Raw genomic sequence first — 11,604 nt, 5'->3', positions numbered from 1 at the left:
GGTTAACTGGCGCCAACTCGCAGCGTGCTGCGGAGCTGCGCCTCACCTGGATCGGTTCAGTATCCGTTTGCGACGCGTCCCACCGTACTGGACCACAGAGTACAGGAAAACTGCAAAGGCGAAGCCATACCGCACGCCTGCGCGCTTCGGCTTCCGCATCCAGCGGTAGGCGCGTGCAATTCCCATCATCCGTACAAGCTTTGGTGTGCGATGGTCGGTCCCCGCCACGACACCGAATAGGTCGCCGACAGCAAGCACAAGCCGGGCGTGATCCGCCCGGATGTTTTTATGGATCCATTTTTCCTGGGATGGCGTGTCCGTTCCGACGATGAGTATGTCGAGCCATTGCCGGTCGATCTCCTTGACGATCGCCGCTCGGTCTTCCGTCTCGGCGAAGCTGTCCGAAATGATGACGAATTCATGCCACGGAGCGTGCCACCGGAACGTCGCAGCGGCCTTCCTGACCGCCTCAGGCGTGCTACCGATGAGGCCGATACGCGCGGGATCTCCATGAATGTCAGCAGCGCCGGTACGAAATCGGCGGCCTTCAGGCTGGCGGGGAACGGCGATCCGTGCGCCACCTTCGATGCAATATCGAGACCCGGACCCTCGGGGAGCAGCAGATTTTGCGCGAGAACAGCGCGGTAGTCGCTATCGCGCAACGTCACCAGCATATTGCGCGCATTGACAAATGAGATCGATGTCTGCCCGACCGCTATCGACAGGAGTTCATTGATGAACACCAGCGCGTCATCCCAGCCAAGATCGCAGACCGGTAGATCGAAGATTGCGCGACGCGACGACAGGACCGCGAAATTCGCGATCAGGTTCATGCCGGCTTCCTGACGATAGTGTTTCATGCTGCATGCATCCCGAAACAGATCACATAGCCGCACCAGACGATTCAGCATCGACCAATGGCGTTCGCCTGGGAGCGCATGAAAGAATTCCAAGAACCGGAATGCCGGTGCACAGTCAGCCCATCACCAGCACTTGTAGCAACGCGACTTCAACTATCTCTTAGGAAAATCGCTTGAATTCCTCGCTTCAAGCGAAGGAATTGTTAACCCTCGCAACCCGGGATAAACGCACGACGGCGCCAGAGGCGCCGCTTCGGGCCAATGACTAGGTCTACTCTGTTGCAGCCTTGTCCGACACCGGTGCCGGGGCTACGACCTTCACGGGTTTGACCGTTTTCTTCTGCTGTCCGGATGCATTCGCCTTGACTTCTTCCTTCGAGAGGTAGTCGAGCTGCTCCAGCATCACCTGATCGATATAGTCTCCACCGAGATGCTGGTTGATGTCCTTCTTGATCATCTCCCGGAAAGCATTCGCATCGAAGGATTTCATGTTGGAGATGTCGACCATCTTGTTGCCGACGAGCAAGGTAAAGAGCTCGTCGGTCGTCATTTCCGTCAGCGGCAAGGACAGGTTTTTCACCGTGTCCCTGTTCATCATGAAAGACACCTTTCCGAGGAAGTAGCCGGTGACGGCGCCGTCGGCAATGATCGGCACGGTGATCGTCTCGCCCTTTACAAGCTCGAGCTGGCTTTGCTTGGAATCATCGGGAGCCGGCGCAGGAGCCGTTGCCATGTGCACCGAGAAATAGACCGATGCCAGCGTGATCGCGCAAACCCAGACACCTGTCAGAACGAGCTTAATCATCAAGCGTCACGTGCTACGAATTGCTCTTGGGAATAGGTGCCGTCGGCATCCGCATCCTGGACTGCATTCTTCAGGAGATCAGCAACGGTACGGACCGCTTCCAGATGCGCCTCGACGCGTCGTGCGTTCAGCACGAGCTTCTTCTTCAACCCGTGCAGCTGATCGAGATGCGTGGCGGCCAGCTCCTTCGGATCGGTGTCGCGGAAGAGCATCGACAGCTCATAAAGGCAGCGGCTCTTGTGTGCATTCGACACTTTGAGATCGAACTGCGGATCGTTGCCGATACGCGTATTCTCGTTGTCGATGATCATTTCAAGGCGTCCAAGAACCGATTTGATACGGTAGTCGTTCGAGATTATTTCCATTTTTGTCCTCGATTCTCTCAGGCGTCATTGGCGGACTTGTTGTCCGCAGTTGTTGTACCGAAGGTCTTGCGCTGGAACTCGTCGATCATGCTCATCGCCATATTGCGATCGTCCTGATCGGTGGAAGCGTTGGCGACCTTGCCTTCCTGCTTCTTCAGCGCATCCTGATAAAGCTGCTTGGCAATGCCGATGCCGTCACCCTTCGAAATCTCGTTGCCGAGCTGTTCAGCCATCATGCCCTTCCAGATATCACCGGTGGCACCCTTGCCGTAGACTTCTTCGCTTTCGCTTGGCAGCATGTTCTTGATGAAGTTCTGCAGGACCATCGCCTCGAACTTGCGGTAGGTTTCCGGCACCTCTTCCGTCTTGGTGCTGCGGTTCTTGCTGTCGCTCAAACCGGTCTTGCCCACTGCGCGATCGAGAATATCGACGGCCGACGTGAAGCCGTTGCCGGCTTCGGCGAGACTGTTTGCGGCAAAAGCCGCCTGGTTTGCCTTCAGTTTTTCCTGGGCTGCCTGAACCTCGAGCGGGTCCGCAGCTTTGACAACATCCAGGACCAGATCACTCGGAGGTGAAATAGCCAAGTCACAATCCTCTTGATTAAGATTGTGACGATTATGATTTTTGAAGCTTGCTGGAGGCTGGCGTACCGAACTTTTGATCGATGAGATCATAGACTGCATTGTCGTCGGCTTCCCGACGCTCGGACTCAAGCGCTTCGCGCATGCCGTCTTCCAGCCGATCGCCCTTGGCGCGCTCCTGAACGACGCGCATTTCGTGAATCTGCTGCATGCCGGTCAGCTGCTTGTCCTTGATCCCAAGCCGGTTGAATCGATCCGCATAGCCCTGCGAAAAGGCATGATGGACGGGGTCCATGGAGCCGAGCGCCAGAATGACGCTGTCCATCTGGTCGTTGACTTCCGCGCGCTGACGGCTCGTTTCGGCAAGATCGAACTCGGCCATCTGCTCCAGATGCCGTTGAACCGCTACGAGGCGTTTCAGTTTCTGGGAGCGTGTCTTGTCCGCCATACCACTACCTGCCGATGAAAACGCTGGCGAAGGATTGGCCGAACTGGCTGACCAGCGCCGCCACGGAGAAGTAGAAAAGGAAGAGCCCGCCGAGAAGCAGGTAGGGCGTCGATATGAAATACACCGGGATCTGCGGCGCCAGCTTGTTGATGAAGCCGATGGCGATGTTGAACATCAGGCCGTAGATCAGGAACGGGCTAGAGAGCCGCAGCATGATCATGAACGTCGATGACAGCGTGTCGGTGAACGAGATGAGCGTACTGCGCAGCTGCATGATGCCGCCGAAAGGCATCGACGTGTAAGAATCGATCAATGCCCGGAACACGATGTGATGAAAGTCCATCATGAACAGGATCATCATGCCGGCAAGGGTGATGAAGCCAGAAAGGCTGGTTTCGGGGGTATCTTCGAAAATATCGCCCGCGCTCGGTTGGGTGTATCCGATCATCATCGCAATGACGCTGGCCGCGAACTGCAGGCCGAGCGTGTAGACACGGGCGAGCATGCCGTACATGACGCCAATCAGCGATTCGCTGAAAATATAACCGATATAGGTGGCGTTCGATGTGTGGACGATCGGATAGACAGTATCCCAAAGCACAGGCAGGATCGCAAGCGACAGGGCGGCGGCGATGAAAACCCGCAATTGCGCAGGCACACGGGCCGACGAAAAGCCAGGCATCGCCAGGACGCAGCCGCCGATCCTGCAGAAGATCAGGAACAGCGCCAGGACGGTCCCTTGCGGGTCAGTTATCATGAAATCGAGCCCAGAATCTTTATCTCGATGCCCTTGGCCAGCTCGACATGCGATAGAACCGGGAGCGTTGCGAACAATCGTTCGATGATCATACGCACATAGGAGCGTGTTTCCGGCGAGGTGACAAGGGCGAATGGCAGGCCGCGATCCATGAATTCACGGACAACCTTCGTCGCCTGCTCGCTGAACTCCTCCAGCATGCGCGGGTCGATGTCGAATTCGACGATCTCGCCCTTGTTGTCACGCTTCAGCGCCTGATGGAAAGCCAGATCCCACTTGCTGCCGAGCCGCAGTACGCGAAGCACACCATTGTCGGCGAGATCGCCGCATAGCTGCTGTGCCATGCGCACGCGGACGTGCTCGACAATCTGCTCGGTCTTGCGGACATGCGGCGCAAGTTCGGCGACGGCTTCCAGGATGAGGTGCAGGTTGCGGATCGACACGCGCTCGGCGAGAAGCAGCTTCAACACAGCCTGCAGGCCAGAATAGGACATGTGCGACGAGCAGATCTCGTCGGCCAGCTTCTTGTATTCGGGATCGAGCCTGTCGATCAGCACCTTCACGTCCTTATAGGACAGAAGCGCCGGCAGATTGTTGCGGATGACTTCGCTCATATGCGTCAGCACGACCGAGACATTGTCGATCGGCTGGAAACCTTCGCGCTTCAAGTCTTCGGCAAAGGCTTCAAGAATGGAAACCGCCGGCATGCCGAACGCTGGTTCGCGAATCTCGTCGCCCGGAATGCTTGGCTTACGGCCAGAGCCGGTGACGACCAGAACCTCGCCCACGCGCAGCAGGTTGGAAGCAACCGTCGTACCGTGGATGCGGATCTGATAGGACTTCTCGGCGATGCCGATATCGTCGGTGACCTTGATTTCCGGAACAACGAAGCCGTACTGCGTCGCGAATTTCTTGCGCATCTTGCCGACGCGGAAAGCGAGCTCCTGGTGAGCACCAAGCAGACGCGTCGACACCATCTTGCCGAGCGCGAGTTCGATTTCCGAGGTGCGCAGCACCGACTTGACGGAGTCCTTTTCGAGCTCCTTGTTCTGGACGACCTTCTTCTCTTCCTGCTCGCGCCGCGCCTTGTTCTCGGCCTCGACCTGACGAGGAATGAACCAGGCGCCGAAGGCCAGAAGACCGGACAGAAACATGAAAGGGAAAAACGGCAGGCCCGGCATGAGCCCGAGGATTGCCATCAGAACCGCGGATACCGAAAGGGCGCGCGGATAGCCGCTGAGCTGGTTGACGACTGCCTGTTCAGTGGAACCGACGGTGCCGCCGCGCGACACGAGAAGGCCGGCTGCGAGCGAAACGATGAGGGCCGGCATCTGCGAGACGAGGCCGTCGCCGACGGAGAGCTTGACGAAGACGTCGGCGGCTTCGCCGATCGGCATACCGTGACGGAAATAACCGATGATGATGCCGCCAAAAATGTTGATGCAGGTAATCAGAAGACCGGCAATCGCATCGCCACGAACGAACTTGGACGCGCCATCCATGGCACCGAAGAAGGAGCTTTCCTCTTCCAGTTCCTTACGGCGACGCTGGGCTTCCTTCTCGTCGATGATGCCGGCCGAAAGGTCGGCGTCGATCGACATCTGCTTGCCGGGGATCGCATCGAGAGTGAAGCGCGCGCCGACTTCCGCGATACGTGTCGCGCCCTTGGTGATGACGATGAAGTTGATGGTGATCAGGATCAGAAAGACGATCAGACCGATCACGAAGTCGCCGGACATGACGAGGCTGGCAAAGCCTGCGATGACGCCGCCGGCTGCATCATGACCCTCGTTACCGTGCGAAAGGATGACGCGCGTCGTCGCGATGTTCAGCGCCAAGCGCGTCATGGTCGCGATCAGAAGAATGGTCGGGAATGATGAGAAATCGAGCGGCTTCTGGATCCACAGCGCCACCATCAGGATCAGCACCGAGAAAGCGATCGAGAAGGCCAAACCCATGTCGATCAAGAACGGCGGGATCGGCAGAAAGAGGACGCAGATGATAAGGATGATGCCCATGGCAAAACCGATATCGCGTACGCTAAGTCCAGCTTTCGGGAGGGGGAGTGCGGGAGGTTGCGCCATTTCGATTCCGTCTCTTCATGAGAGGTGCGGGCATGATGCCCACCAATTCGGAACGAGAATTAAATGGCGAAGCTTGCGCGAAGGTGGCTCAGAAACCCGACTGAATGCGCGAAAACACCAGATTGGTGAAAATCGAAATCTGCGATCCGACAAACGGAGCCGAGATGCCGATGGTGACGAGGACCGCCACGATTTTCGGAACGAAGGTGAGGGTTGCTTCCTGAACCTGCGTCAGCGCCTGGAACAACGCAATGATCAGACCGACCACCATGGCTGCCGCAACCGCCGGGCCTGCAGAAACGAGAACGGTCCAGATCGCGGCCTGGAAAAGGTCAAGAGCATCAGCTTCATTCATTGTCAGGCAACCTCATATCGCCTTGCGGTCCGCCCGATATGGCCGAACCGCCTCATAATTACACTTAGCTCGACGTCGTCGGCGCCTTGTCCGCCAGGGTGATTCCCGCCTGCACAAGGATACTCTTCCCGTCGGTCGTCGTCGCGACAATTCCGTCGGAATAGACCTTGACCGAAGCGACCGTGCCTTTGACGGAACCGTCAGCGCTGGTCATGTACTTGCCGATATAGCTGCCGGCCTGCGTCAGGCTGGAGCTGGCAAGCAGCGTGTCCAGCTTGCTGTTCGTCTGGATCGTCTGTTCGACCTGCGAGAAGCTCGCCAGCTGCGACATCTGCTCGCTAGCATCCACCGGATCTGTCGGATCCTGGTTCTTCATCTGCGCGATGAGCAGCTGCAGGAAGTTGTCGTAGTTGAGCGTTGCCTTCTGCTGCGCGGTTGATGTGCTCGACGAGGACGAGGTGCTCGACGTGCTCGAAACGCCACTTACCGCCATGGTGCGATCTCCTTACGAATCTGCTCGACCATCGTCGGCGGCATTTCGTGGTTGTTGAGTATGCTGTCTTCGATCGCATACAGACCGCGGATCGCCTTCAGGGCGTCGAATGCACGTCCGGTCGAAACGAGACCATCGATGCGCTTCAGCTCGGCCAGAACTTCCTCGTTCTTGAAGCAGGTCAGCAGCATGGTGACCGACTTGCGGAACATCGCCGTCGATTGCTCCTTGCCCTCAGGATTGATGAGGATCATCTGCGCAATGAAATAGAGCTGGCGCAGAGGCGTCGTCGCCTCTTCCGGCTGGAGAACGTGGTTTTCGAGAAGGAACGTTACATCGTTCAGGAATTCCAGCGCGACCTTGCGATCGACGCGCAAGACCGCACCGTTGATGAAGATCTTTTCCCCGGCTTTTAGCGAGATACGAAGTGTGCTTTTCATTTTAGTCCATCCCTGATGATGGTGGTAACGTCGATAATGCCTTGGTAGTTCGTCGACTGCCGGCGCCTGATCCGATCGCACTCCTTCAAGATCCAGATCGCGATGGAGATGAGGTTGGCCCGCAGCTGGATCTCAAGCTGGTTGTCCGGATGCTTGAGATCCTCGATGAAACTCACCCAAACACGCCGGGTGTAGAACAATGCATCAATGGCTTCCCGGCTGTATTTCTCTTTGTCCCGCGCAATCGACAGCAGCTCGATGGACCGGTCGAGAACTTGACGTTCCCGCTCCTTCGCATCGGCCACCGAGTCCTCCATGACCTCGGAGTAAGAGAACTGATACATTCATGCATCCTTCTTTGTCTTTCGTACCCTTGATCATCAAAGGTAGTTCACGAGACTCAACTGCTGGATTTTCGATACGATGGTGTAGGCCGTCTCCAGCTGCGTCTGGAGCGTGTTGACGAGTGTCGATGCTTCCGAGGTATCGACGCCCTGGAGATCGACGAGCTTGTTCTGAATGATGCTTGATTGTGCATCGAGGGCATCGTTGGCCTTCTCGACGCGCTCCTGCGAAAGACCGAGCTGGCTTGCCTGCGTCACGATGCCGGTCGTTGCCTGCGCCGCATAGCCGATCGCCTTGGAGGTAACCGTGCTCAATGCGTCAGCGCTGACATTCTGGCTGGCCAGCGCCGAAACGGTGATCGAAGCGAGCGCGAAGTAGCGCATGCCGTCCGAGTTGGCGTTGGTCGACGATGTTACGACTTCCGAGTTACTGATACGGCTCGTCATGTTCTGGTTCGATGCGGCCGACCAGTCGCTCCAGGCCGGCGGCGTCACATAGGCCGCAGGCGCAAGCGGGGTCGGGGCGCCAGGTGGCGGGAACGCGATCGGCGTGGAGGTGCCGTTGAACGTGTCCTGCGAGAACATCGGCTCAACGAAGTCAGTAATGAACTTACCCATCTCGGCGCCGGTCAGAGAACTCACTGGTTTGCCGAGGCCGCTTGCATAGGCCGTGAGGTTCGTCTGAATGGCGGTCGTCGCGGCATTCTGCTGGTTGGTGAGCGGTTGCACATCGGTGTTGATACCGGAGAACAGGTACTCGCCGTTGAGCATGGAATTGCCCGTATCCATGAGCTGCGACAGCGCGTCGCCGGCAGACTGCATCGCCACCGTGATGCTGGTCTTGTCCTGACTGCCCTGAAGCGCTGTCAACTTGGAGACCAGCGCATCGCCGGCCTTCTTCATGCTGTTGAGGCCGAGCTGCGACGCTTCGAGACGTGCCGATACGACGGAATTGCTGCCCTTGAGAGCCTTGATGCGGCTGACCTCGGACGTGAAGTTCACACTCTTGGCTGCGCCAGAACCCAGGGAGGCGCCGATGTCGGCGTAAACGCCCGTCGTTGCTTCGAGAGAAGCGCTGACCAATTGCTTCTGCGACTGGCGGATCGTCAATCGCATCGCGTTCTGAATGGCTGAACTAGAAATAAATGAACTTTTCATGGCTTAACTCGCTATATCCAGCAATGACTTCAACATTTCGTCGACAGCGTTCAGGATCTTCGTGGCCGCCTTGTAGGACTGCTCTATGTCGAGGAGCAGCGTCAGTTCCTCGTCGAGGTTCACGCCGGTCTCGTTGGAATAGGCTTCCGTCGAACGCGAGAGTGCTGCCGAGGTATTCTCGGACGCCGTCGTCGCATCGCTTCGATACTGCTCGAGCCAGCCGATCGAATTCGAGGCGTAATCCATGATGTTGACGTTGGACGAAAGACCAGCGGTCGCTGAAAAGGTCTGAGCCGTGCCCATCGCCGTGTAGAGCGCGTCGAGATTGTCGGAGAAGCCGCTTTTGCCGGTCGGATTGAGGTTGGTGAGGCCGGAGATTGACCCATCGCGCAACTTCATCGGGTCGCCGCCCTGGCTGGTGATGACGGCGGCGTTTACAGTGATGGTGCCGGCGATGCCGTCGATGACGCCTGCTGCGGTCGGCGTGCCGCCCGGCGTTCCCACCGCGGTCTTCCAGACGAAAAGGCCTGGCTGCGTCGTGGCGGGCGCGCCGCCGGTTTCCGAGAACATGGTGACGAGCGACTTCGCGATCTCGTCGAGCTGCGACTGGAATGTGGGCGCGATGTCGTCGCGAACCTGCAGGAGCGCCTGCAGGCTTCCCTGGGCCGTGCTCGTCGAGCCCTTGCCGCTCGCAAGTGCTACGCCATCGATGTAGATCGCATTGCCTTTGGTCTGGGTAGTGTAGGTGTCCTGCGCGACGAAGGTGACTGTGCGGGGAATCGTGTCGAAAACAACGGTGCCGTCTGTGGTGTAGAGCGCCATATCGCCGTTGTCGCGATCGACTGCGTTGACGCCGACGATCGAGGAGATCTGCTTCAGCAGCTTGTCGCGCTCATCCAGTGCATCGGCTGGATTGCCGCCGGTCGCGGTAGCGCTCTTGACGGCATCGTTCGCCGTCTTGAACTGCGCAAGCAGGGTGTTCAGTGTCGAAACCTGGGTTGCGATCTCCTTGTCCGCACCCTGACGGACGGCCTGCACGGATTTCGTTGCATCGTTCAGTGAATTGGCGACGTCCTGCGCGGCCGTGACCGCGCTCTGCGCGGCAATCGTGCTGCTCGGCGACGTGCGAAAGGCCTGCAGCTTTTCGCGAAACGTCGAGAGATAATTTGCCGGCGACGTTTCGTAGTCGTTGCCACCCATGATCGATTTCAGGTCGGTCAGGCCGCCAAGTAGCGTTTGCTGGCCACTGTCCTGCGCACTCGCTTTCAGCCACTGCTTCAGCAGCGCGTCTTCCTGCGCGCGGCTGATCTTCACGACTTGCGCCCCATTCAGCGACGTGGTGATCATCGCCTGCCGGCGCACGTAATCGCTGTTGCTGGAGTTTGAGATATTGGTCGATACCACACTGCTCTGAGTGCCGGTATTGTTGAATATGCTCTGCGCCGTATTTAGTGCGGAAGTGAGCGACATGGCTTATCCGTACCCTACTTATCTCTTGAGGTTAACGAGGACGTCCATGATGTCGGCCCCCGTCTGGAACACCTTGGAATTGGCGGTGTAGCTGCGCTGCGACTCGATCATTTCGGTCAGTTCGCCGGCAAGATCGACGTTCGAGCTTTCGAGTGCGCCGGCCTGGATGCTGCCGAAGCCGTTGGTCTGCGGGAAGCCGGTGACGGTGACGCCGGACTGCCCGTTGGCGCTATAAACGTTGCCGCTCATCAGCGTCATGTTGTCCGGGCTTGCAACTGTTGCGAGCGGGACACGGTAAAGCGGCTTTGACGTTCCATCTTTGTATTTGGCATAGACGGTACCGTCCTTGTCGATCGACACACTATCAACCGGGCTGGCTGCCTGGCCGTTCGGTGTGCCGCTACCGGCAAACTCAGAAGCGAGCTGCGTAAAGCCGCTCAGGTCCATGGCGATTGCTCCACCCGTTACCGGATCGGTGATCGTCATCGCACCGGTGGAGGCCATCTTGCCGTTTGTGTCGAAGGTCAAACCCGTCGTGCCAACGAGAGCCGTCGCTGCCGGAGTGTACGGAAATGATGAGGTTCCACCTGTTGCCGCATCGGCGTGGCGGAAGACTGCGACCTGCCACGTGCCCGAGGTTGCGGCAACCGGCGGCGGACCTGCGGAAGCTGCCGTCGCGCCCGCTGTCTTGGTGAAGTAGAAATCGTACTGGATCGTATTGCCGAGCTTGTCGTAACCCACCATCGACATCTGTTTCGTGTCGGTCGTGATCGGAGCCGTGTTGGAGGCAGGAAGGTTGCCGGTCGCAACGTTGGCATTGGAGTTCAGGTTGCCGGTGAAGGTGCCCGTCGTCGACGCGATCGCTGTCAGGCCGGACTGGTTGACGTTGATCGGGACGAGGCCGGAGAAGCCGTTGACGACGACGGCCGGAGCACCCGCGTCGTAGGAATAGCCCATCAGCTTGAAGCCGGCAGCGTTGACGAGGTTGCCCTGATCGTCCTTGCTGAAATCGCCAGCGCGGGTCAGAACCGGAACGCCGTCCGGGCTCTGAACGATGAAGAAGCCATCACCGGAGATCGCCAGGTTGTAGCTCGACGTCGTGTAGGAGATATCGCCCTGCTCGGAAACGGACTGACGAACGGACGTCTGGACGCCGCCTGAATTGTAGTTACCCGAGGTCGAAGGCAGAACCAGCGACGAGAAAGCGCTCGAAACGGCCTTGTAGCCCGTCGTGTTTGCGTTTGCGATGTTATCGGCGACGGTGCTGAGGCGGTTTGCCTGGGCGTTCATGCCGGACACGGCCGTCTTCATGCTGCCAAAAATGCTCATCTGAAAACCTCGATTCCCTGAGTAGGCTTGAGAGTATTTGGTGGGCCTTGCGTGAAGCTGTCTGGGGCTGAACCATCATCGATGAGAATGCAGCGACTATGGCCAGGCAACACGG

Annotated in this window: 13 protein-coding genes and 1 pseudogene; all 14 read right to left on the bottom strand. The window is 58.2% G+C overall.

The genetic code is table 11. The annotated features are described in order from the left end of the window. Positions 1 to 42: 42 nt before the first annotated feature. Positions 43 to 833, bottom strand: a pseudogene (locus LPU83_RS42370) (WecB/TagA/CpsF family glycosyltransferase). A gap of 298 nt (positions 834 to 1,131) precedes the next feature. Continuing rightward, positions 1,132 to 1,665 (bottom strand): hypothetical protein, encoded by a 534-nt coding sequence (locus LPU83_RS42365; RefSeq protein WP_024312993.1) that lies wholly within the window; start codon positions 1,663 to 1,665, stop codon positions 1,132 to 1,134. After that, complete coding sequence (locus LPU83_RS42360) at positions 1,665 to 2,030, bottom strand: hypothetical protein (RefSeq protein WP_007796675.1); 366 nt, start codon at positions 2,028 to 2,030, stop codon at positions 1,665 to 1,667. The genes LPU83_RS42365 and LPU83_RS42360 overlap by 1 nt, the downstream gene beginning before the upstream one ends. A 17-nt stretch (positions 2,031 to 2,047) precedes the next feature. Next, positions 2,048 to 2,614, bottom strand: a complete 567-nt coding sequence (locus LPU83_RS42355; RefSeq protein WP_024312994.1) for a rod-binding protein — start codon at positions 2,612 to 2,614, stop codon at positions 2,048 to 2,050. 31 nt (positions 2,615 to 2,645) lie between these two features. Next, positions 2,646 to 3,059: a hypothetical protein gene (locus tag LPU83_RS42350; RefSeq protein WP_007796668.1), complete on the bottom strand. Its 414-nt coding sequence runs from the start codon at positions 3,057 to 3,059 to the stop codon at positions 2,646 to 2,648. A gap of 4 nt (positions 3,060 to 3,063) precedes the next feature. Further along, on the bottom strand, positions 3,064 to 3,816 hold the full coding sequence (gene fliR, locus LPU83_RS42345) for a flagellar biosynthetic protein FliR (RefSeq protein WP_024312995.1): 753 nt from the start codon (positions 3,814 to 3,816) through the stop codon (positions 3,064 to 3,066). Beyond that, entirely contained in the window at positions 3,813 to 5,900 is a 2,088-nt protein-coding gene (flhA, locus tag LPU83_RS42340) for a flagellar biosynthesis protein FlhA (protein ID WP_024312996.1), read from the bottom strand. Before flhA ends, fliR begins: the two co-directional genes overlap by 4 nt. 88 nt (positions 5,901 to 5,988) lie before the next feature. Then, the gene (gene fliQ / locus LPU83_RS42335; protein ID WP_016552783.1) at positions 5,989 to 6,255 is read right to left on the bottom strand and encodes a flagellar biosynthesis protein FliQ; all 267 of its coding nucleotides are present in this window, start codon (positions 6,253 to 6,255) and stop codon (positions 5,989 to 5,991) included. 64 nt (positions 6,256 to 6,319) lie between these two features. Continuing rightward, positions 6,320 to 6,748 (bottom strand): flagellar hook assembly protein FlgD, encoded by a 429-nt coding sequence (gene flgD, locus LPU83_RS42330; protein ID WP_024312997.1) that lies wholly within the window; start codon positions 6,746 to 6,748, stop codon positions 6,320 to 6,322. Continuing rightward, complete coding sequence (flbT, locus tag LPU83_RS42325) at positions 6,739 to 7,188, bottom strand: flagellar biosynthesis repressor FlbT (RefSeq protein ID WP_024312998.1); 450 nt, start codon at positions 7,186 to 7,188, stop codon at positions 6,739 to 6,741. Before flbT ends, flgD begins: the two co-directional genes overlap by 10 nt. Then, on the bottom strand, positions 7,185 to 7,532 hold the full coding sequence (flaF, locus tag LPU83_RS42320; RefSeq protein ID WP_024312999.1) for a flagellar biosynthesis regulator FlaF: 348 nt from the start codon (positions 7,530 to 7,532) through the stop codon (positions 7,185 to 7,187). Before flaF ends, flbT begins: the two co-directional genes overlap by 4 nt. Before the next feature lie 36 nt (positions 7,533 to 7,568). Further along, positions 7,569 to 8,690 (bottom strand): flagellar hook-associated family protein, encoded by a 1,122-nt coding sequence (locus LPU83_RS42315; RefSeq protein WP_024313000.1) that lies wholly within the window; start codon positions 8,688 to 8,690, stop codon positions 7,569 to 7,571. 3 nt (positions 8,691 to 8,693) lie between these two features. Then, complete coding sequence (gene flgK, locus LPU83_RS42310; RefSeq protein ID WP_024313001.1) at positions 8,694 to 10,160, bottom strand: flagellar hook-associated protein FlgK; 1,467 nt, start codon at positions 10,158 to 10,160, stop codon at positions 8,694 to 8,696. A gap of 18 nt (positions 10,161 to 10,178) precedes the next feature. Beyond that, positions 10,179 to 11,489 (bottom strand): flagellar hook protein FlgE, encoded by a 1,311-nt coding sequence (locus LPU83_RS42305; protein WP_024313002.1) that lies wholly within the window; start codon positions 11,487 to 11,489, stop codon positions 10,179 to 10,181. Positions 11,490 to 11,604 lie beyond the last annotated feature (115 nt).

Origin of the sequence: Rhizobium favelukesii (assembly GCF_000577275.2) — a bacterium.
GTDB classification, from domain to species: Bacteria; Pseudomonadota; Alphaproteobacteria; order Rhizobiales; family Rhizobiaceae; genus Rhizobium; species Rhizobium favelukesii.
Note: the sequence above shows the minus strand (reverse complement) of the source record. Positions and strands in the feature narration are given on the sequence as shown.